Here is a 20,593-nt window from a genome sequence, read left to right on the forward strand (position 1 = left end):
TATTGTTGCGGCAAGGGAGCTGGAACGAAAGCCCATAAAGCAAACAAGGCCAATCTGTGGATAACAGCAGCAAAACGGCTCATCTGATGGCAAAATGAATGCATGCCCAGGTTTCTTACGCTCGCGGATGTCGCAGAGCAGCTCCAGATCAATTCGCCTGCCGCTTATGCACTGGTGCGAAGCGGGGAGCTCAAGGCTATCCAGGTCGGTGGCCGGGGGCAGTGGCGGGTCGAAGAGAAAATGCTGGAGCAGTACATTGAGGAACGCTATGCCGAGGCCAGCCGGATGATCCAGGAGTCCAAATCACGGTCCGTCTGACCATTCCACTTGCGCCCTAATTTCGGGCAGCGCGGCTGAAAGTCCTCGCCGCTAGATGTCATGGATCCGCCGCGACCTTACAGCCGCCAATGCCGGAAACGGGACGGTAGAAACCTGGCTGACCTGGCTACTGCGGCGGGCCTCCCCGGCAGCAACAACCGCCAGGTCAATGAAGTCCTTCCCCACCCTGTCGATGACTCCCTCCATACGGACACTGCCGGCACCGTTTCCCAGTGTGACCGAAAGTTCCGTGCGGTCCCTGGCAAGGGCGCGTAAGGAATGCGCGAGTCCTATCGCACGGCGCACCGGCGAAGCCTCGGGTTGGGACCACCTCCCCATACCCACGTAGCGGAGCGCCGCAGCGTAAGGAATGAGAACCTGGTGGTGGTCTTCGTCCAGCACCATTGCGTCCGCACCGGCATGGGACAGCGTGCCGTGAAATACCTCCCCACAGGCAAGATGGACACCCAGGCGGCAGCCGAGAGCTCCGCGGAGCCTGTCCGCGAATTCTACATTCACCATGTCGATTCTGGTGCGCTCGTTGATCTCAGCATCGAGAGACAGCCTGTCCGCTTCCGCGAACTGGCTTTCCATGTCGTTAAAGAGGGAATCCCAGCGCATCCGGTCAGCGTAGGACTCCACCGCGGGCTGGTCAACCCGGATTTTCATTCTCTCCACTGTCTAGACAAAAGCAGCGAGACGAGCGCAAACTGAAGCAGACATAAGCAAACTACATCAAACTGCATCAAAGAGGCTCGAAATGCGTAATCGTAAAGACACGGGGATCGGTGCTGACGCCACCGCAGCGGCGGGTCTGCTGGTGTTGGCCTTCACGCTGGTCCTTGTTGGAGCAGGACTTCTTGGCCAGTGGCAGGACTCGGCCGCCCGCCACCAGCGCGCTGAGGTGGAGGACGTGCTGGGCGCCGCCGCGGCCGCTGCCGGGGCAGTCCTCCTGCTCTGGTGGTTTGTGTCCCTTGCATGTGCTGCTGCCGGCGTGCTGCTGGAGAAACTCGGCAAGGCCAGGGCAGCCGCGGTGACCCGCAAAATGTCGCCTGCTTTTATGCAGCGCTTGGTTGTTGCAGCGGTTTCCGTTCAGCTTTTGTCCGGTGGTGTTGCCGCACACGCCGCAGTTCCGGCGCCGGGTCCACAGTGGGCTCCGACGCAAGGCCAGGAGTCCCCGGCGCCGGCGGCATCCGGACCGGACCGGGCCACGCCGTCAACGGGCGAACAGGAAGCAGCTCCGCCTCCGGACAACGCCATTGAGCCGTCCATACCTGCAAGCCCAGGCAGTGAACCCGGTTCGGCCGCGCCCGTGACCGGTGGCTCCGGGCCGCAACCAACGTCCGACCCTTCGCCGGCCCCTCTCCCTCCCGCCGCAGACCAGTTCCCGGTAAACAACCAGGCCCCGGTACCCGGGCAAACTGAGCCCATACTTCCGGCTCCATCAACAATTCAACCGCGCTGGCAACCATCGGCTCCGATCGTTGAGCCCGGGTTGCTGACCGCACCTGACGTGCGCAGTGACGCCGGCATCCATCAGGGGATAGGCCGGTACAGCGGGCCGGTAGCCGTCCTTGCCGGAGACAGTCTGTGGGACATCGTGGCGGATCAGTTGGGGCCCGGTGCCTCGGACGTGGACATAGCTCTTGAGTGGCCGCGGTGGTACGAAGCCAACAAAACCCTCCTTGGCCAGAACCCGGATGTACTTCTTCCCGGGCAAATCCTGGTGCCTCCTACGTCCGCGTAGCCACCCGCAACACCACCGGCGGGCATCCGGCCTTCCGGGCACAACCATAAAAAGGGGAAACCAATGTCTGCAGTGACGCCAATCCGGGCAGCCCAGGAGGGCTCCGACAGGGAAACGGGAAGAGACCGGGAGGCCGCCGCACTTCGGAACCCGGCGCTGGACCAGGGGCGGGCAGGCTTTTATCGCCCCGGAACCCAGCCCGCGCTGCGGTCCGTCGACGAGACTGCAGAAGTGCGCGCGATCACCCGCGGCACCGTGCAGGCAGCGATGGAGGTATTGGCCGGAATCCGGCCCATCCACCAGCTGGCACGGCGGCTCGATCCACGATGCCTGGGGAATCTGCAGCACCGGGCGTCCCTGATCAGGCGGGAGCTCACCCGTACGGGGAATCCCGCTCTGGCCCGGCTCCACAGGAATTCCACCGTCCGCTCAGTCCGCGTCTGCGAGGTGGCGGATGGCATCTACGAAGCCAGCGCCGTTGTGGTGGACGACGTCCGTGCCCGTGCCGTCGCCATCCGGCTGGAGCGCAGCAAGCATGTCTGGAGGGTGACTGAACTTGTCATCGGCTGACCCACGCAAAGAGGCAGGGCCGGGAAAGTGCTTCCCGCCCTGCCTCTGCCTGCTTTCCGTGCGGCTGCCTGGTTTAAGGCGCGGCCGTCAGCGCCGCTTCTTCTTGGCCGAACGCCTGGCCGCATCCTGGGCTGCCGCCTTGGCCGGATTTCCCGAACGTCCCGACTGCCTGGTCTCCACGCGGGTCTGCGTCTCGCCGCTTTCGCTGGGAGCGGTGTACTGCAGCTGGGCAGGCCTTTCCGGCGCTTCCAGGCCGGCCGCGCGGACCTGGGGCTCCACGTGCTCCGTGTGCCCGCCGGCAGCATCCGGTACTACCACGTCCTGGGCAGGGGTGACTTCCACTTCCAGGTTGAACAGGAACCCTACGCTTTCCTCGCGGATGGCCTCCATCATGCTCTGGAACAGGACGAAGCCCTCACGCTGGTATTCCACGAGAGGATCACGCTGGGCCATGGCCCGCAGCCCGATTCCTTCCTTAAGGTAGTCCATCTCATAGAGGTGTTCCTGCCATTTGCGTCCAATGACGGACAGGACCACACGGCGCTCCAGCTCCCGCATGCTCTCCGAACCGATGGCTTCCTCCCGCGCCTGGTACACCAGGCGGGCGTCGGACAGCAGCTCTTCCTTGAGGAACTCAACGGTCAACCGTGATTTGCCGCCCGCCTCTTCAATGATGTCCTCGGCTGTGACGCTTACCGGGTAGAGCGTCTTCAGGTTGGTCCACAGCTGGTTGAAGTCCCAATCGTCGCCGTTACCTTCCGCGGTTGCGTCATCGATCAGCGCGGAAATGGTGTCCTCCACGAAGAACTGCACCTTTTCGTGCAGGTCGTCACCTTCCAGGATCCGCCGCCGGTCACTGTAGATGGCCTCGCGCTGGCGGTTCAGGACGTCGTCGTACTTCAGCACGTTCTTACGCTGCTCGGCGTTCCGGCCTTCCACCTGTCCCTGGGCGGAAGCGATAGCGCGCGAGACCAGCTTGGACTCCAGCGCAACGTCGTCCGGAACCGAGCTGTTCATCAGGCGTTCGGCGGCACCGGAGTTGAAAAGCCGCATGAGGTCATCAGTCAGCGACAGGTAGAAGCGGGACTCGCCGGGGTCGCCCTGGCGTCCGGAACGGCCGCGGAGCTGGTTGTCGATCCGGCGGGATTCGTGCCGTTCGGTTCCCAGGACGTAAAGGCCGCCCAGGTTCAGAACTTCCTCGTGTTCGTCCTTAACCGACTGCTTGGCTGCGTCGAGGGCTGCGGGCCAGGCGGACTCGTACTCCTCGGAGTTCTCCTCGGGATCCAGCCCCCGCTTTGCCAGTTCGGCGACGGCGGTGAATTCCGCGTTGCCGCCCAGCATGATGTCGGTACCGCGGCCGGCCATGTTGGTCGCCACGGTGACGGCGCCCTTCCGGCCGGCCTGGGCAACGATGGCAGCTTCCCGTGCGTGGTTCTTTGCGTTGAGCACCTCGTGGCGGATGCCCTCCTTCGCCAGGAGCCGCGAAAGGTATTCGCTTTTCTCGACGCTGGTGGTGCCCACCAGGACCGGCTGGCCCTTTTCGTGCCGCTCGGCGATGTCACGGACAACGGCGTCGAACTTGACGGTTTCGTTCTTGAACACGAGGTCCGGCTGATCGATGCGCTGCATGTCGCGGTTGGTGGGAATGGCCACGACGCCCAGCTTGTAGGTGCTCATGAACTCGGCTGCCTCGGTTTCGGCAGTTCCTGTCATGCCCGAGAGCTTGTGATACATGCGGAAGTAGTTCTGCAGCGTCACGGTGGCCAGCGTCTGGTTTTCGGCCTTAATCTCGACGCCTTCCTTGGCCTCGATCGCCTGGTGCATGCCCTCGTTGTAGCGGCGGCCGGCCAGGATGCGGCCGGTGTGCTCATCCACGATCAGGACTTCGCCGTCCAGGATGACGTAGTCCTTGTCCCGCTTGAACAGTTCCTTGGCCTTGATGGCGTTGTTGAGGAACCCGATGAGCGGGGTGTTCGCGGATTCGTACAGGTTCTGGATGCCAAGGTAGTCCTCGACCTTTTCGATCCCGCTTTCCAGCACGCCGACGGTACGCTTCTTTTCGTCCACCTCGTAGTCCTTCTCGGGCTGCAGCCGGAGGACCACCTTGGCGAATTCGCTGTACCAGCGGTTCGTGTCCCCCTGTGCGGGACCGGAAATGATGAGCGGTGTGCGGGCCTCGTCGATGAGGATGGAGTCGACCTCATCCACAATGGCAAAGTTGTGTCCGCGCTGGACGAGTTCGTTCCTGTCCCACGCCATGTTGTCGCGGAGGTAGTCAAAACCGAACTCGTTGTTGGTTCCGTACGTGATGTCCGCGGCGTACTGCTGGCGCCGGACGGCAGGATCCTGGTTGGACAGGATGCATCCGCTGGTCAGGCCCAGGAACCGGTAGACGCGGCCCATCAGGTCAGACTGGTATTCGGCGAGGTAGTCGTTCACGGTGACCACGTGGACGCCCTTGCCGGTGAGGGCATTGAGGTAGGCAGGAGCGGTTGCCACCAGGGTCTTGCCTTCACCGGTCTTCATTTCTGCAATGTTGCCCAGGTGCAGTGCCGCGCCGCCCATCAGCTGGACGTCGAAGTGCCGCATTCCGAGGGTTCGTGAGGACGCTTCCCGTACCGCGGCGAAAGCCTCCGGGAGCAGGTCATCCAGCTGTTCGCCGTCCTGGTGGCGTTCGCGGAGACGGTCTGTTTCCTCACGGAGTTCAGCGTCGGTGAAGGTCTTAAACGAGTCTTCCAGCGCATTGATGGAGTCGGCATAATTACGCAGTTGCCGCAGCGTTTTTTTGTCACCCGTGCGGAGTAGTTTTTCGATAAGTGATGCCACGTGAAGATGCTCCCAGTCTCATGCCGCCGAATTCTGGCGTTTTTAGTCTACGGGAGAGACAACCGGCAGGTGCCTGTTTCCCTGAGAGCGGATACCGCTCTATGTGTTGGCGACAGGCCGGGCAACGGCCGCCGCGAGGGCGGCCGCGAGGTCTCCGGCGGGGTAGACCTCAACCTCGTGCAGTCCCAGCCAGTCAGCCATCAGGAACAGTTCCGCGGCAAGTTCGACGGCGGTATCCGGCGGCGCGTCCCGCTCACCGAACGCGGACCGGACGAGCAGTCTCCCGCCGGCGCGGTCAGCCTTCAGGTCCACCCTGGCGACGATCCGGTCGCGGAGGAGGAATGGAAGGACGTAGTAGCCGTAGCGCCTTTTGTGTTCCGGTGTGTAGATCTCAATGCGGTAGTGGAAGCCGAAGAGTTCCTCGAGCCGCCGGCGTTCAAAGACCAGGGAATCGAACGGGCTGAGCAAGGCACGTCCCGTCGCCCGCCGGGGCAGGACAGCATCAACGTGCCGGTAAACGTCCCTGCCCCAGCCGGCCACGGTCACCGGCTCCAGCCTGCCCTTTCGGACAAGGTGCTCCACGGACTCCACCGTTGCCTTCATGGGTGTCCTGAAGTAGTCGGCAAAGCAGCGCACGCTTCCTATGCCGTGTGCCTGCGCTGCTGCCTCTGTCAGCCGGTGCAGCGCCGCTGCAGGATCGGGGTCATGGGCGCCGGCAGCGACATGCGGCAGCACCTTGCCAGCCAGGGTGTATTTGCGCTCAAACTGCTCGGTCCTGGAAGCAGCCGCGACCAGGCCCTCCTCGAAGAGATGCTCCAGGACGCGTTTCACCGCGTTCCAGTTCCAACCCCAGTTCACCCTTTGCCGGTCCTCAACGTGGCCGATTCTGGCGGTGATTTCCGAGGCCGTCATCGGGCGGCTGTGTGCGAGCGTATCCAGTATCTTCGCGGCGACGGCACTGCGCTGGTGGGGGTCCATGCGCGCGGCTCCGACCCAGGCGCGTTTCTGCCAGAGGAGCAGGTCCTGGTAATGCTCCGGGCGGATATAGCTTGCCTCGTGGGCCCAGTACTCCACCATGCGGCGGGGATGGACGCTGGACATCCGCCGCAGGATGGTGCGGTCGTAGTTGCCCAGGCGGGAGTAGAAGGGAAGGAAGTGGCTGCGCGAGAGGACGTTGACGGAGTCGATCTGGACCAGCTGGATCTGGGCAAAGGTACGGCCCACCGTCCGTGAAGTCACGGGACCGGTGGGCCGTCCTTTGTGGAGTCCCTGTGCTGCCAAAGCGATTCGCCGTGCCTGGTCCAGGCTCAGCGCTGCTGACACATCAGTCCTCTCGGTGGGTGGCTTGCACCCTTAGGCGTTGGCGGCGGCGTCATCCGAGCGGTAGGCCAGGATCTTTTCTTCCACCACAGTATCTCCGGGCTCGCACTCATGGTCCAGCGTGATGACGCCGTACGTCCAGCCGCGGCGCCGGTACACCACAGAAGGGGTGTTGGTGGCCTTGTCAACGAAAAGGTAGAAATCGTGGCCGACGAGTTCCATGTTGTCTACGGCGTCGTCGAGGGAAAGGGACGCAGCAGGAAAGACCTTGCGCCGGATCAGGACGGGGGAATTCCCGGCGGGAATGTCATTGTCGACGTCGTAGGGGGACTTGTCGGCGGGGGCGGCCACAGCCTCGTTCCGGTGGCTCGCCTCAAGGTACAGCGGCTCGTGGGCACTTGCCGGTTCGAGCGTGGCAGTCGCTTCACGGACCGCCTTGGGAGTGTGGCGCCCGTGGTGGACCTTTTTCCGGTCCTTCGCGCGGCGGAGACGCTCAAGCAGTTTGTTGTATGCAAGATCAAATGCAGCGAACTTGTCGGCGGCGCTGGCTTCGGCACGGATCACGGGTCCACGGCCCAGTACTGTCACCTCAACGGTCAGCTGATCGCCGGTCTGCCGGGCATTGGTCTCCTTGGAGACTTTGGCGTCGACCCGCTGGACTTTGTCTCCAAGCGATTCGATCTTTGAGATCTTCTCCCCGGCATATTCGCGGAACCGGTCTGAAACTGTCAGATTTCGTCCGCTGATCATAAACTCCATGGTGCCCTCCAAATGACTTCGGTGACACGACGGCGGCGCTTCCCTGGGCCGAGCTGTCTGACAGTCGAGCCCCTCTCCGAGCCGCCATCGAAAGGTACATTCTGTTCTTGGTACCCACCACCGACGTTAGTTCATAGCCATGCGTTATTCATCCTTTCCTGGTTTATTTTTTTCTAAGTCATGGTTGCTTCCGCTGGTCCTCAGGGGAAGCAGCGCCGCCACCGCCGGCATCCGGCGGGCGTGTCGCGGCCAAGACTACGCCGCCCGCCACAATGGCACCTGCCTGGTGCAGTGCCCGTGCAGCTTCCGCCAATGTGGCACCCGTGGTGAGGACGTCATCAACGATGATGCAGCGGCGCCCTTCGACCCTTCCCTGGCCCCGGCGCCGGACCTCCATGGAGCCACGGACCCGCTTTGCGCGGGCACCGCGGTCCAGGCCTTTCTGGCCTCCCGTCAGGCGCAGGCCTTCTTTGCCGGTCTTCACCAGGACGTTCACCACGCCAATGCCCGGAAGTTGCCGCGAAGCCTCTGCCAGGAGCAGGTGGACGGGGCTGAATCCCCGGTTCATGTACGCCGCGGAGCTGGTGGGAACTGGAACGAGCGCGATTGACGGCCCCTCCCCCGCTGCCGCCCGGACAGCTCCGGCCAAAGAGCGGCCAAGAGCGGTTTTGAGCTGATGCTGGCCGTGCCTTTTAAAGGAGAGGAGGGCCTGCGCCAATTCCTCCCGGTAGACGCCGGCTGCAACGACCGGAAGCAGGACCGTTCCCCGGATGTCCATCAGCGCAGGCGCTCCGCTTTCCGCCCTGAAGGGTTCCCTGGTCAGGCGCCTGATGTGGCGCTCACAGGCAGTGCACAACGCCCGGTCTTCCGCGCCGCAGCACACGCAGTCCACGGGAACAGCCAGCGCAAGGAGATCAGCAGCGGCACCGGCCATTTGGTCGGCAAACCGCAGCAGTGTGCTCTGATGGTCAGAACGGTGCCGGGCAGGCCGGGGCGCAGGCGCCAGGAGGTCCGGATCGGCCCTGGACCGGCTCCTGCCGGGCAAGCCGGCTTTGCTGCTCACCCCTTAACACTCGGCGCGGTCCGGCATGAAGCGGAAGACGGCAGCAGGCGTATGTGGGTAAGTCGGGGTGCCTTGTTCAGCCCGGGAACGAGGGATCGATCGGGCCCTTGATCTGCGGCGACCATCCGTTGCCCAGCCGTTGGAAGATGCCCTCCGAGGACTGCGCGTAAACTTCCTCGGCGCCATTTCCGGCGCTGAGGGCCACCAACCCCGGCCACGGAGCAAGTTGCTGCGGCTGCCCGGACGTGAGGGACAGCAGTTCCGGGGTGACGTTGGAGCCTGCAGATCCCTTCATGACGGCCACGGTGGTATCGCTGACCCATGCGCCCTGGTCCGGGTTGCTTTCGGTGGCCAGCGTGACGGGCGCTGTCAGCTCCCGGGGCGTTCCGTCGCCACCCCGGATGATGCCTGTCACCTGCACTCGCGTCCTGCCGTTTTGCTCCGAGATGACCAGCGCACGCACGCCTTCCCGCGAAATCCGGAATTCCTTGACCGTCCGTCCTGCAAGCCACGCCGGAGTCAGGGTGACTGAAGGGACCGGTGATCCTTCGGTGACGCCGGTGGGCCGGTAGGCAACCACCTCGGTGCCGCCGTCCGCTCCCGGGCCTGCGGTCCACACCCAGTCGCTGAGCCCGAAGGACGGGCGGCTCAACGTGCTTCGCGTGGTGAGCGCACGGGGCGGCTGCCCGGGGCTGATGCTGTACAGGGTTGTCCGGCTGTCATTGAGGAACGCGGCCGTCTGCGACACCGGGGATTCTGCCGGGAAGCGCGGATTAAGCGCAGAGACGGGCTGCATGTCCGGCAGCGGGGAAACCCTGTTGTTCTCGTACCTCACCAGCTCATTTCCGCTGATGGCGATTTGCCGCGAGGGGACGCTCTTGTCCTGTACCGGCGGCAATACTGATCCGTCGTCCTCCACGCGCACCAGATCCTGGTTGGCGCGCAGCTCAACGTTGACGACGTCGGGCTGGCTGCGGAACGTCAGCGTAAGCTGCATTTGCATGCGGAGGCGGTCCTCCGGTGACGTTTCCATCAGCTCCTTCGCCGTCAGGTCCACCTGCGCGGCGCCTGAAACTACGGGGACCGATTCGCGGGCCAGCTTGATTCCGGATGGGAAGGCACTGGCTACGGCACCGCGGAGGTACGGGGCCGGCCCGGCGAGCAGGGCGCTCGTCATGGACTTCACCGTTTTGTTCCTGATGAACCAGCGGACGTCCGGGACGGCGAACGTGAAGGTGGGGTCGAAGAAGTAGATCGGATACGCCCCGTAGATCACCTTGAAGGTTTCCTCGGGGATGGCCGTGCCGTCCGGAATGGCCGAAATCCTCCACTCACCGTCAACCTGGGTGACGGTGACTGGAATCCTCTCGATGGTTCCTTCCGGCGACTGAGTGGCGATGCCGTCGGCGTCAACGGTATAGGCGACGTCCAGCTCGTAGTTGAAGACGTTTTCAGTATCCGTTGCAACGACGCGGGCGTCACGATAGACGAGGGCGCGCTGGTCCGGCTTCCAGGACACGGATGATGCCTGCGTCAGGTACTGGCGGGCCACGGCGTAGTCGTCCTCATACCCGCTTCCTGCCCGGTAGAAGTAGTCAATGATGGTTTCCGGTGATGCACCGTCTTGCGGGGCGGCCGGCAAAAACACCGGTGCGCTGAGGTTTCCGGCGCTGCCTTCGCTGCTCTTCCCCACAGGTCCTGATGTGGGTATTCGCGCGCAGCCCGCCAGCAGGACCAGCAACAGGGCAAGCAGGAAGGCAGCGCATCGTGCCTGGCCGTGGCCGCGGCCCATCATGGGGTCTCCTTTGACGTCGGCACCGGAACCAGCCGCGAAGAGCCGGTTTCGAGGACCAGCATGTTCCTGTTGTCGGTTTCCCGGGGGATGTTGCCGGGCTCCCCCGGAATCATGACGTCGTCCGGTTCGAGATGGATGGGGGATGTATCGATGTCCTCGCCTTGGCGCAGCGGCAGTGTGAGCAGGAAGTTGGCACCACTGCCCTTCCTGCCCCACGCCTGCAGCCAGCCGTTGTGCAGCTTGGTGTCCTCCATGGCGATGGACAGCCCCAATCCGCTGCCTCCCGTTGTACGGGCACGGGCCGGATCCGCACGCCAGAACCTGTCGAAAACGCGGGCGGCTTCCGCCGGCTCCATGCCGATGCCATGGTCGCGGACCGCAATTCCGACGGCGGTTTGGCTGGCTGCCACGGTGACCGTCACCGGTTTTCCTTCACCGTGTTCAACGGCGTTCAGGATCAGGTTACGCAGGATCCGGTCGATCCGCCGGGCATCCATGTCCACGATGATGGCGCCGGCCGGGGCGCTAAGGACAACCCCGGAACCGTATTCGGCCGCTACCGGCGCCGCACCTTCAATGACGTGGGCAACAACCTGCAGGATGTCCTCGGCTTCCGCATCCAGCACGGCCACACCGGCGTCGAACCGTGAGATCTCGAGGAGATCCGACAACAGCGATTGAAAGCGTTCCACCTGGTTGTAGAGCAGTTCAGCGGAACGCTTGTTAATAGGGTCAAAGTCGTCGCGGGCGTCGTACAGGACCTCCGCAGCCATCCGGACCGTGGTCAACGGCGTCCTCAGCTCATGCGAGACATCGGATACGAAGCGCTGCTGCATTTGCGAAAGGGTGGCCAGTTGCGTGATCTGCTCCTGGAGGCTGGCAGCCATGTGGTTGAAGGAGGCGCCGAGGCGTGCCACCTCGTCTTCACCACGGACCACCATCCGCTCCTGCAGCTGTCCGGCGGCAAGTTTCTCCGAAACCATCGCGGCATGGCTGACCGGGCTGACGACGTTGCGGGTGACATACCAGGCCACTGCGCCGATCAGCAGCACCAGTACAGCGCCGCCTGCCCACAGCACGCTCTGGATCTCGTCCAGGGTCTGCTGTGCGGTGTTGAGGTCGTAAATCAGGTACAGCTCATAGACCGTGCCGTTAAACGTCACCTTGTTGCCAACGGCGATGCCCGGCCTGTCTTCGGTGCCTACCGGAATGACCGTGGACGCCCAGTACTGGTCCTTCCCGGATTCCTGCACGGCTTTGCGCAATTCCGGTGGAATAACGCTGACCGTCAACTGGTCGGAGGCACGGGATTCAACCCAGCGGTTCCGCGGCTTGGTCTGCTCAGGCATGGCCTCGAACACGTAGCGGCGCTGGATTACCGAGCCGCGCCCTTCGACCGCGTTTAGGGTGTCGTAGACCAGGGTGATAACGCTGGACTGGTCGGTGACCTGGGCGCCGTCGAAGGTGTCCTGGACCTGCTTGACGTTGTAGCGCGTCTCTGACTCGGCCTGTGTCAGGCGCTCCTGGAAAAGGTTGTTGGCGATCTGGTTGGAAAGGTAGGCGCCAACAACCGCGAAGGAGGTGACGGCAAGCAGCAGCGTGGTGAGAACCGTCCGGAATTGCAGCGACCGCCGCCACCGGCGGTGCAGGGCACGGCCAATGTAGCGCAGGGCCGGCAGGAAGCGGCGGAAACCCATCCTGACGAGCCGTGCCACACGCAGGCTGACGATCAGTGTACGCCGCTGCCAGATCCGGGCTCGGAACGCCAGGCGCCGGAAGCCCGGGGTCAAGGCTTCCGTGTGTCCGGAGGCCGCATCGGGGTCAGATGTTCCGGGGCGCCCGGTGTTGCCTCCGGCAGCGGGGGTCGCGGGAGCGGGAACGCCCGGACCGCGTCCCCCATCAGGTGCAGCGGGATCAGGCCCCTGCTTTGTAGCCGACACCACGCACCGTCAATACGACTTCAGGAGCCTCAGGGTCCTGCTCGATCTTGGACCGCAGGCGCTGGACATGGACATTGACCAGGCGGGTGTCCGCTGCGTGCCGGTAACCCCAGACCTGTTCGAGCAACAGTTCGCGGGTGAAAACCTGCCACGGTTTGCGGGCGAGGGCCACCAGGAGATCAAACTCAAGCGGAGTCAGCGAGATGCGCTCATTTCCCCGGCTGACGGTGTGGCCGGCGACGTCGATGGTGATGTCGGCGATCCGGAGAGTTTCGGGGGCCTTTTGGTCCCCCGGGCGCAGGCGGGCACGGACGCGGGCCACCAGCTCGGCGGGCTTGAAGGGCTTCGGCACATAGTCGTCGGCACCGGATTCCAGTCCGCGGACGACGTCGGAGGTGTCCGACTTGGCAGTGAGCATGACGATAGGCACATCCGACTCGGACCGGATCTGCCGGCAGACCTCGATGCCGTCCACGCCGGGAAGCATGAGGTCCAGCAATACAAGGTCCGGCCTGGATGACCGGAAAACGTCAAGCGCCTTTGCGCCGTCAGCGCAGAAGACCGGCTCGAAGCCGTCATTGCGAAGAACAATTCCAATCATTTCGGCCAGCGCTTCATCATCATCAACCACCAGAATGCGTGCCTTCATAGTTATATATTCCCTTATCAGGCAGGCTTTGTCCTGTTCAGCGCCTTACGGCATGGCGGAACGCTAGGACGTCCGACGCCGGAACTATAGGCTGGGGATGATGCCGGACCTTCCCGGCGCCCTCCGGAAGTCGTACTGCGGGCGCGGGCAGCATTCGGACCAGTACGGGGGAAGGAACATGGTGTCATCACAGGATTCAGGCCAGCAGGAGCCCGGACGCCGGGACGGGCGCGCTGACGGGCGGGACCAGGACGGCCAGGGCCCGGGCGACGCCTCCACCCCGGCACCACCCGCCAGCCCGGATCGATGGGGTGAAGCGCCGCAGTGGAAACCCTCAGCCGGGCAGCAGGCACGACAGCCGTGGGGGCAAAATACCTGGCACCTGCCCGCCGGCCAGCAGCCCACCCAACAGCAGCCCACCCAACAGCAGCCAGGGCAGCCTTGGGGACCACCTTCCTGGCAGCAGCAGGCCCCAGGACAACAGCCTGTCTGGGGCGCAGGCGCCGGTGGCGCATACCCCCAGGGCGCATACCCCCAAGGCACATATCCGGGACCGCCGTATCCCGGAGCCCACTACGGTGGCCCCCACGGCCAGCCCCGCTACGTTGCCCCGCCCAAGCCGGGCATTGTTCCGCTCCGCCCCCTCATGTTCGGGGAGATCATGGACGGCTCTTTCCAGGCCATCCGCCGGAACGCGAAGGCCATGCTGGGCGCAGCCTTGCTGGCCCAGTCACTGGTGGCCATTCTCGCGGCGGTGATCACCGTGGTAACTGCCACCTCCATGGGTTCCATCGAAGCCTGGGCACAGACTGCCAGCCCCGCGGACCTCGCCTCGCTGGGGTTGGGCTTCGGTGCCGCCATCCTGGTGGTCGGCATCCTTACACTGTTTATCTCGGCGATCCTCCAGGGTGCCATGGTGGTTCCGGTGGCCCGGTCCATCCTCAACCGCCGCACTGGCTTCCGGCAGATGTGGACGCTGGCGCGGTCGAGGGCGGGCGCCCTGGTCCGCCTTGCGCTGGTGCTCATGGCGGCCGGCCTGCTGGCGTTCGCACTCCTCGCCGGGGTGGCCGTCGCGCTGGTATCCGGCATGGAAGGAACCGGGGCCCTCATCCTGGTACCACTGGTCCTGGGCTTTATTGCGTTGTTCATCTGGATCACCATCAAAGTGATGGTGGCTCCCGCTGCGGTTGTCATTGAGGAACTCGGAGCCCTGGCCGGGTTACGCCGGTCCTGGGAGCTGACCCGCGCCAACTGGTGGCGGATCCTGGGAATCACGCTCGTGGTCAGCATCATGGTGGGAGTCATCAGCCAGGTGGTGATGATCCCGGTGAGCCTTCTGACAAGCCTCCTCACCACCTTCGCATCACCCCACGGCGGCAGCGGGCAGGAAGCTGCGGTGGCTGTGGCTGTTGGCGTTGTCACGGCGGTCCTTGGCGCCCTGATCGGGGCACTTGGTTATGCGTTCCAGACGTCCGTCATGGCCCTGCTCTACATGGACCTGCGGATGCGCAAGGATGGCCTGGACATCGTGCTGTTGCGGCTGATGGAATCAGGCGCTGATCCCGACGGCGTCCCGGGCCGCGGTGTCGCGGCGGGGGTCCCGGGACGGGAAGGTCACGGGCCTGCGGCGGGAGCCTGGCCGGATGTCCGCTGAGCCGCCTGTGCTCCCGGATGCGGAGGAAGCCCGGCGCTGGGCAGTGGAGGAACTGGGCAAGTCTGAGTACCGTGAGGCCACCCCGTCCTGGCTTCAAACGCTGTGGATGGACTTCCTGGACTGGCTCTCGTCCCTGGATGGGTCCGCCCAGTCGGCGGGGCCATTGCCAACACCGGTCATCGGGATCGTGGTCGCCCTGGTCATTGCCGTCGCCGTCATCCTCGCCCGGCCACGCCTGAACGCTGCATCCAGGCAGCCCAAGGACGTTTTTGAGGCGGACTACGAGGTGACTGCGGCTGACTACCGGCGGCGCTCCGAAGCGTCTGCCGCGGCAGGGAACTGGGGGGACGCCGTCGTCGACCGCTTCCGTGCGCTCGTCCGGTCGGCCGAGGACCGCACCATCCTGGACCCGCAGCCCGGCCGGACGGCGGACGAAGTGGCGCACGAGTTGTCCGTGCCGTTCAGCGCGGAAGCGCACCGCCTGGACCACGCGGCAAACACTTTCGACGCCGTCCGCTACGGAAACATGGCGCCACGCAGCTCGGACTATGCGGACATGGCCGCCCTGGACGCCGCCCTCGAAGCGGGCAAACCCGAACGGTCCCAGGCAGCGGGCCGCGCGGAGGTCATGCCATGACGGGCGTTAATACCGCCGGCATAAGGCAGCCGGAGACCAGTGTTGCCGGCCCGGACACGCTCCCGGCGCCCGGTCGAGGCCCGCTTGCATCGCTGCGAAAGCACCGGTCCCTTGCCCTCCTCGCCACGGTTTGCGCCATCGCCCTAGGTATGGCCGTCTGGGGCCAGCTTGCCCCCAAAGGTGACGCCACTCCCCTGTCGGTCAGCAATGCGGGACCGGAAGGGGCACGGGCAGTCAGCGAAATCCTCGGCCGGCACGGAGTTGACGTGCACAAGGCCCGAAACTTCGAAGCAGCCATGTCCGCGTTGGAAGCAGGCTCCTCCCCTACCCTCCTGCTGTACGACCGGAGCGGTATCCTCGACGAACCGCGGCTCCTTGATCTTGCGGCCGCAGCGGGGCGGTTGGTGCTGGTGACGCCCAGGCTGGAGACGCTGTCCGCCCTGGACAGTGACATCCGGCAGGCGGGTGTGGTGCCCGATGCCTCCCCCGCGCTCGTCCCTGGCTGCTCCCTTCCGGACGCGCAGGCTGCCGGGGACATCTCCGGCAAGTCGGGCTTCGTGTACGACGGCGGGGTGTCCTGTTACCGTCCTTCCGGTTCGGCCGCCGGGCTGCTTGCCGTCAGCGGGGACGGGCGGTTGTCCGTCCTGGGCAGCACCGGAGTGTTGAGCAACGACGGGCTGGATGAGCTGGGACACGCTGCACTGGCCCTTCGGACCCTCGGCGGTTCATCGGAGCTGGTCTGGTACCTGCCCTCGCTGGAGGACCTGGATACCTTCGGCTCACCGCAAACCCTCGACGACCTGGCGCCGGATTGGGTCCGGTATCTGGGTCCCTGGCTCATCGTCGTGGCCTTGACGGCGATCGCCTGGCGCGGCCGGCGCCTCGGTCCCCTGGTGTTTGAACCGCTGCCAGTGGTGGTCAAGGCAGTAGAGACGGCGGAGGGACGCGCGCGGATGTACCACGACGCGCACGCCGTCGAGCAGGCCCGCGACAACCTCCGGGCCGGAACGCTGGCGAGGCTTGCCGGGAAGTTGCGTCTGGGGCCGGGGGCCACTGCCGAGCACACCATTGATGCGGCGGCACGGTTGCTGGGCAGGCCCGCAGCGGAAGTCCGGGACCTCGTCAACCACCATCCCCGCACCGAGGCCCGGCTCGTGGCCTGGGCGCAGGAACTGAACAACCTAGAGAAAGAGGTCAGCAGCCGATGAGTGAACACGGCAGTGGCCAGCGGGTCCTTGATCCGATGGAGCACGATTCCGCCCGGCAAGCCCTTTTGGACGTGCGCCATGAGGTGTCAAAGGCGGTGGTGGGGCAGGACGCCACCGTTACCGGAATGCTGATCGCCCTGCTGTCCCAGGGGCACGTGCTGCTGGAGGGTGTGCCGGGAGTCGCCAAGACCCTGCTGGTGCGTGCCCTGTCCGCCGCGCTGAGCCTGGATACGAAGCGCGTGCAGTTCACCCCCGACCTGATGCCGGGGGATGTCACGGGATCCCTGGTGTACGACTCGCACACGTCCGAATTCACCTTCCGTGAGGGGCCCGTCTTCACCAACCTCCTCCTGGCGGACGAAATCAACAGGACGCCACCCAAGACCCAGGCGTCGCTGCTGGAGGCGATGGAGGAGCGGCAGGTTTCGGTGGATGGAGTGTCCCGGCCCCTGCCGTCACCGTTCCTCGTGGCCGCCACCCAGAACCCCGTGGAGTATGAAGGGACGTATCCACTTCCGGAAGCGCAGCTGGACCGGTTCCTGCTTAAGCTCACCATGCCGCTGCCTGATCGGCGGGATGAGATGGAGGTCATCCGCCGCCACGCTGCCGGCTTTGATCCGCGTGACCTGGCCGCCGCCGGCGTCCGGCCCGTTGCGGGTGCCGCTGACCTGGAGCGGGCACGGCACGCGGTAAGCGGTGTGGCCGTGGAGCAGGAAATCATCGGCTACATCGTGGACCTGGTGCGGGCCACCCGCACGGCGCCATCGTTCCTGCTGGGTGTTTCGCCCCGCGGCGCCACAGCACTCTTGAATACGTCCCGGTCCTGGGCCTGGCTTTCCGGCAGGGGCTTCGTGACCCCTGACGACGTCAAAGCGCTGGCACTGCCCTGCCTGCGGCACCGGGTTGCCCTGCAGCCGGAAGCCCAGATGGACGGGGTCCGCGTGGACGATGTGCTGGGCAGCATCCTGGCGTCCGTTCCCGTTCCACGCTGATGGCCATCTCCGGGCGTTACGTGCTGCTGGTGCTGGTGGGCCTGGTGCCGGTCCTGCTGGCGCCCGGGTGGGGAACGGTGCTGGCCGTACTGGGCGTGCTTGCCGCGCTGGCAGCAGCCGACCTGGTCCTTGCCGGTTCGCTGCGGTCCGTCCAGCTCCAGCGTGCCGAGCCCGGAAATGTCGCCCTGAACGGGACCATCGATGCCAGGCTCACCGTCCGGAACGACGGGAACCGGCGCCTGCGCGGCACCCTCCGCGACGGCTGGCAGCCGTCGGCGGGGGCACGAAACCCTGTCCAGGATGTTGACATCCCGGCCCACGAAAGCAGGCGGGTCACCGTCCGGCTGCAGCCGGTCCGCCGCGGAGACCTCAAGGCCCCGCACGTGACGCTGCGCTCCTTCGGACCCCTGCGGCTCGCCGCCCGCCAGCGGACCATGGAGTGTCCGGGCGCAGTACGTGTCCTGCCGCCTTTCCATTCGCGGCGGCACCTGCCGTCCAAGCTGCGGAAGCTCCGCGAACTCGACGGAAAAGCTGCCGTGCAGATCCGCGGGGCGGGCACCGAGTTCGATTCCCTGCGTGACTACGTCCGGGGCGACGACGTACGTTCCATCGACTGGCGGGCCACCGCCCGCCGTTCCTCCGTCGTCGTCCGCACCTGGCGTCCGGAACGCGACCGGCGCGTAGTGATGGTCCTGGATACGTCCCGGACCTCGGCAGCGAGGATCGACGACGAGACCCGCCTCGATACCGGCATGGAAGCTGCGCTGCTGCTCGGCGTCCTGGCCGAGCGCGGCGGTGACCGGGTTGACTTCCTGGCCTTTGACCGCCGGACCCGTGCCTGGGCAGGATCTGCCGTACAGGGCAACCTGCTGGGACAGCTGGTCCAGGCCATGGCACCGCTGGACGCGGAGCTTATCGAGATGGACTGGCCGGCCGTGCCGGCGCAGGTCCGCGCCGTCACCGCACACCGGTCCCTGGTGGTGCTGCTGACCTCGCTGGACGGCGGTGCCCCGGAGGAGGGACTCCTTCCCGCCGCCGCGCGGCTTGCCAACGACCATGTTGTGGTGGTGGCGGCTGTCCGCGACCCCCAGTTGGGCACCATGCTCCGGGACCGCGCCGACGCCACCGGGGTTTTTCGTGCCGCAGCAGCCGAACGCGCGCTCCTTCAGCGCGCCGCTGTCAGCGCGGAGCTCCGCCGCCTCGGGGTGGAAGTGGTGGACGCCGAACCGCACCAGCTGCCCCCGCGGCTGGCAGACATGTACATCAGGCTGAAAGCGGCCGGTAAATTGTGAAGCCGGCAGAGTTTTTTGAGCAGGAGGATCTTCATGAACGTACCGATCTACCAGCAGGTTCTCGGGGCGGAATTTACCAGGCTGCAGCCTGAACTGCAGGAGTACTTCTCCCTGGTGCCCGGCTCCGGCCGGTACGGCGTGGGCGAAGGCACGTTCGACGTCGTTGGCTGCCGGCAAGAGTGGCTGCGGCCGCTGTTACGCCTCACCGGCGGAGAGGAAGCGTTCTTTCCGGAATACGGTGAGAACGTCCCGTTCCGGATCGAAAACCACGCCCACCAGGATCCGTTTGGCCGCTCCAGCCTGACCGCCCGGCGCGAGATCCGGTTACCCGGCCGGACCCGCATCTTCCAGGACACCACCAGCGCCACCAGCCGTAACGGGAGCCCGCAACTGGTGGACTACGTGGGCCGCTACCGGCGGTTGGTCACGGACCTGAACCTCAGCGTCACGGCAGGGGGAAGGCTGCGGGGCGTGTCGGAAGCATCCCGGCTTTTCCTCGGCCCGCTCCGCGTGCCACTTCCGGCACCGGTGGATGCCAAAGCCTACGCCGAGCAATGGTGGGACCCCGCAGAAGGTGCCAACGGCCGGCACCGCATCCAGGTCAAGGTCATCCAGCCGCAGATCGGCCTCGTCCTGGTGTATGCCGGCAGCTTCGACTACCGGCTGCGTCCCTACACCGGGGGCAACCCGGCCCGGAGCTTCCTGCCGCGCTACGCCCAGCCGGACCGCTGGGAAAACCGGGTCTGAGGCGCGTGGCCGCCGGCGCCCCTGCCGGCCAGCCACGGCAGGCTAGCCCAGGGCGACCTGGTTCAGGCCGTCCGCCACCTGGGTCAGCCTGCCCAGCACGGCGGTGGCCTGCGCGGGGCTGTGACCGGCAAGCCCCGCTGAGGGGGTGACCCGGAGGCTGGCCAGGGACGACGCCGGGAGGCCAAGCTGCCGCCACGGGCGCCATACCGACTCGACGCAGTCCGCCACTTTGGGAAGCTGACCTGCTGCAACGTCAAGGGCTCCGGCCCACACCCGTTTGCCGGCCTCGACCGCTCCCGCCAACTGCTCCCACTGTCGGGACGTCAGGGCTTTGAGCGGCACCGCGATGCCGTCGGCTCCGGCATGCAGGATCTGGTCGAACGGGGCCTCAACTTCAGGCACCGACACCACCACTTCCGCGGCACCGGCTGCGCGGAGTGCGTCCATCACCAGGCGCCAGGATTCCCGCGCTTCGGAGGCGGCGACGGCACGCAGGGTGCGGTAGCCGCTGGCAGTGGGAATGGTTCCTGCCAGCACGGCGGCAACATCGGGTTCGTCGAGCTGAACTACGAGCCGCGCACCGGGAACGGCAGCCGATACCCGGGCGAGGTAGCCTCCGACGCCGGCAGCGAGTGAGGCGGTGAGGTCCCGGCGCGCGCCGTAATCAAGCAAGGCCCGCTCCCCGTTGTGCAGATGCAGACCCGCCGCCAGGGTGAGCGGGCCCACCAGCTGGAGCTTGATCTCCTCCGCGGATGCGTCCTCGGCCCCTGCTACGTCAGCCAGGACGTTGATGTCCGTGGAGAGCGCCGAGGCTGCGCGGCGGAAGTCCTTGCCGGGGCGGTCCACGAGGCGCCACCCGTACGGCTGGACGTCGACGGCCAGTTCCTCCAGGAGGGAGGCGGTGCGCCCCAGGGCATCGGAGCCCACCCCGCGGGCCGGCAGTTCGGCGAGGAACGGCAGGTGCGGGCTGCCGAGTTCACCCCGGATGATCCGGGCGGCTTCGAGCGGGTCCTCCCCGGGCCATGGTCCCAGTCCCGTTGCCGTGACTTCCGCAGGCGGAGCTTTATCCGGCAGCG

18 protein-coding genes are annotated in these 20,593 nt (G+C 65.7%); 9 read left to right on the plus strand and 9 right to left on the minus strand.

Annotation, left to right across the window (positions count from 1 at the left end; genetic code table 11):
• Positions 1–102 precede the first annotated feature (102 nt).
• Positions 103–318: a helix-turn-helix domain-containing protein gene (locus B5520_RS11740; RefSeq protein WP_009356834.1), complete on the plus strand. Its 216-nt coding sequence runs from the start codon at positions 103–105 to the stop codon at positions 316–318.
• 51 nt (positions 319–369) lie between these two features.
• On the opposite strand, the gene B5520_RS11745 is transcribed toward B5520_RS11740, so the two are convergent.
• On the minus strand, positions 370–987 hold the full coding sequence (locus B5520_RS11745; RefSeq protein WP_368483725.1) for a hypothetical protein: 618 nt from the start codon (positions 985–987) through the stop codon (positions 370–372).
• Between the two features lie 91 nt (positions 988–1,078).
• On the opposite strand from B5520_RS11745, the gene B5520_RS11750 reads away from it, so the two are divergent.
• Both B5520_RS11750 and B5520_RS22755 read left to right on the plus strand, forming a co-directional pair.
• On the plus strand, positions 1,079–2,065 hold the full coding sequence (locus tag B5520_RS11750; protein WP_079597252.1) for a LysM peptidoglycan-binding domain-containing protein: 987 nt from the start codon (positions 1,079–1,081) through the stop codon (positions 2,063–2,065).
• Positions 2,066–2,128: 63 nt separating this feature from the next.
• Positions 2,129–2,635, plus strand: a complete 507-nt coding sequence (locus tag B5520_RS22755) for an Rv3235 family protein (protein WP_176156849.1) — start codon at positions 2,129–2,131, stop codon at positions 2,633–2,635.
• Positions 2,636–2,722: 87 nt separating this feature from the next.
• On the opposite strand, the gene secA is transcribed toward B5520_RS22755, so the two are convergent.
• The 7 genes from secA to mtrA form a co-directional block, all read right to left on the minus strand.
• Positions 2,723–5,461, minus strand: a complete 2,739-nt coding sequence (gene secA / locus B5520_RS11760; RefSeq protein WP_079597253.1) for a preprotein translocase subunit SecA — start codon at positions 5,459–5,461, stop codon at positions 2,723–2,725.
• A gap of 99 nt (positions 5,462–5,560) precedes the next feature.
• Positions 5,561–6,784: a winged helix-turn-helix domain-containing protein gene (locus B5520_RS11765; RefSeq protein ID WP_079597254.1), complete on the minus strand. Its 1,224-nt coding sequence runs from the start codon at positions 6,782–6,784 to the stop codon at positions 5,561–5,563.
• 30 nt (positions 6,785–6,814) lie between these two features.
• Complete coding sequence (raiA, locus tag B5520_RS11770) at positions 6,815–7,540, minus strand: ribosome hibernation-promoting factor, HPF/YfiA family (protein ID WP_079597255.1); 726 nt, start codon at positions 7,538–7,540, stop codon at positions 6,815–6,817.
• A 178-nt stretch (positions 7,541–7,718) separates the two neighbouring features.
• Positions 7,719–8,603, minus strand: coding sequence for a ComF family protein (locus tag B5520_RS11775; RefSeq protein ID WP_254865554.1), 885 nt, complete (start codon positions 8,601–8,603; stop codon positions 7,719–7,721).
• A 76-nt stretch (positions 8,604–8,679) separates the two neighbouring features.
• On the minus strand, positions 8,680–10,398 hold the full coding sequence (locus B5520_RS11780) for an LpqB family beta-propeller domain-containing protein (protein ID WP_104443481.1): 1,719 nt from the start codon (positions 10,396–10,398) through the stop codon (positions 8,680–8,682).
• Positions 10,395–12,338, minus strand: a complete 1,944-nt coding sequence (mtrB, locus tag B5520_RS11785) for an MtrAB system histidine kinase MtrB (protein ID WP_254865560.1) — start codon at positions 12,336–12,338, stop codon at positions 10,395–10,397. The genes B5520_RS11780 and mtrB overlap by 4 nt, the downstream gene beginning before the upstream one ends.
• On the minus strand, positions 12,313–12,987 hold the full coding sequence (gene mtrA, locus B5520_RS11790; protein WP_079597257.1) for an MtrAB system response regulator MtrA: 675 nt from the start codon (positions 12,985–12,987) through the stop codon (positions 12,313–12,315). The genes mtrB and mtrA overlap by 26 nt, the downstream gene beginning before the upstream one ends.
• Before the next feature lie 178 nt (positions 12,988–13,165).
• Here mtrA and B5520_RS11795 point away from each other — a divergent pair, with 178 nt between their 5' ends.
• The 6 genes from B5520_RS11795 to B5520_RS11820 are packed head-to-tail and all read left to right on the plus strand — an operon-like array spanning position 13,166 to position 19,517.
• Positions 13,166–14,641, plus strand: coding sequence for a DUF7847 domain-containing protein (locus B5520_RS11795; RefSeq protein WP_254865555.1), 1,476 nt, complete (start codon positions 13,166–13,168; stop codon positions 14,639–14,641).
• Positions 14,631–15,278 (plus strand): DUF4129 domain-containing protein, encoded by a 648-nt coding sequence (locus B5520_RS11800; RefSeq protein WP_079597421.1) that lies wholly within the window; start codon positions 14,631–14,633, stop codon positions 15,276–15,278. Before B5520_RS11795 ends, B5520_RS11800 begins: the two co-directional genes overlap by 11 nt.
• Positions 15,275–16,486, plus strand: a complete 1,212-nt coding sequence (locus B5520_RS11805; RefSeq protein ID WP_079597258.1) for a DUF4350 domain-containing protein — start codon at positions 15,275–15,277, stop codon at positions 16,484–16,486. Before B5520_RS11800 ends, B5520_RS11805 begins: the two co-directional genes overlap by 4 nt.
• Positions 16,483–17,478: an AAA family ATPase gene (locus B5520_RS11810; protein ID WP_079597259.1), complete on the plus strand. Its 996-nt coding sequence runs from the start codon at positions 16,483–16,485 to the stop codon at positions 17,476–17,478. Before B5520_RS11805 ends, B5520_RS11810 begins: the two co-directional genes overlap by 4 nt.
• Complete coding sequence (locus B5520_RS11815) at positions 17,478–18,770, plus strand: DUF58 domain-containing protein (RefSeq protein WP_079597260.1); 1,293 nt, start codon at positions 17,478–17,480, stop codon at positions 18,768–18,770. The genes B5520_RS11810 and B5520_RS11815 overlap by 1 nt, the downstream gene beginning before the upstream one ends.
• Before the next feature lie 33 nt (positions 18,771–18,803).
• Positions 18,804–19,517 carry a DUF4166 domain-containing protein gene (locus tag B5520_RS11820; protein WP_079597261.1) on the plus strand — a complete coding sequence of 238 codons (714 nt, stop codon included), beginning with the start codon at positions 18,804–18,806 and terminating at the stop codon, positions 19,515–19,517.
• A 42-nt stretch (positions 19,518–19,559) separates the two neighbouring features.
• Here B5520_RS11820 and B5520_RS11825 read toward each other — a convergent pair whose 3' ends face one another.
• On the minus strand, positions 19,560–20,591 hold the full coding sequence (locus B5520_RS11825) for a hypothetical protein (protein ID WP_079597423.1): 1,032 nt from the start codon (positions 20,589–20,591) through the stop codon (positions 19,560–19,562).
• Positions 20,592–20,593 lie beyond the last annotated feature (2 nt).

The organism is Arthrobacter sp. P2b, assembly GCF_900168295.1.
Taxonomy (GTDB): domain Bacteria; phylum Actinomycetota; class Actinomycetes; order Actinomycetales; family Micrococcaceae; genus Arthrobacter.

Coding starts and splice junctions, on each gene's coding strand:
- mtrA (WP_079597257.1), bottom strand. CDS start 12,987: ATGAAGGCACGCATTCTGGTGGTTGATGATGATGAAGCGCTGGCCGAA.
- B5520_RS11815 (WP_079597260.1), top strand. CDS start 17,478: ATGGCCATCTCCGGGCGTTACGTGCTGCTGGTGCTGGTGGGCCTGGTG.
- B5520_RS11780 (WP_104443481.1), bottom strand. CDS start 10,398: ATGATGGGCCGCGGCCACGGCCAGGCACGATGCGCTGCCTTCCTGCTT.
- B5520_RS11750 (WP_079597252.1), top strand. CDS start 1,079: ATGCGTAATCGTAAAGACACGGGGATCGGTGCTGACGCCACCGCAGCG.
- B5520_RS22755 (WP_176156849.1), top strand. CDS start 2,129: ATGTCTGCAGTGACGCCAATCCGGGCAGCCCAGGAGGGCTCCGACAGG.
- B5520_RS11810 (WP_079597259.1), top strand. CDS start 16,483: ATGAGTGAACACGGCAGTGGCCAGCGGGTCCTTGATCCGATGGAGCAC.
- B5520_RS11795 (WP_254865555.1), top strand. CDS start 13,166: ATGGTGTCATCACAGGATTCAGGCCAGCAGGAGCCCGGACGCCGGGAC.
- B5520_RS11800 (WP_079597421.1), top strand. CDS start 14,631: ATGTCCGCTGAGCCGCCTGTGCTCCCGGATGCGGAGGAAGCCCGGCGC.
- B5520_RS11745 (WP_368483725.1), bottom strand. CDS start 987: ATGAAAATCCGGGTTGACCAGCCCGCGGTGGAGTCCTACGCTGACCGG.
- raiA (WP_079597255.1), bottom strand. CDS start 7,540: ATGGAGTTTATGATCAGCGGACGAAATCTGACAGTTTCAGACCGGTTC.
- B5520_RS11820 (WP_079597261.1), top strand. CDS start 18,804: ATGAACGTACCGATCTACCAGCAGGTTCTCGGGGCGGAATTTACCAGG.
- B5520_RS11740 (WP_009356834.1), top strand. CDS start 103: ATGCCCAGGTTTCTTACGCTCGCGGATGTCGCAGAGCAGCTCCAGATC.
- B5520_RS11805 (WP_079597258.1), top strand. CDS start 15,275: ATGACGGGCGTTAATACCGCCGGCATAAGGCAGCCGGAGACCAGTGTT.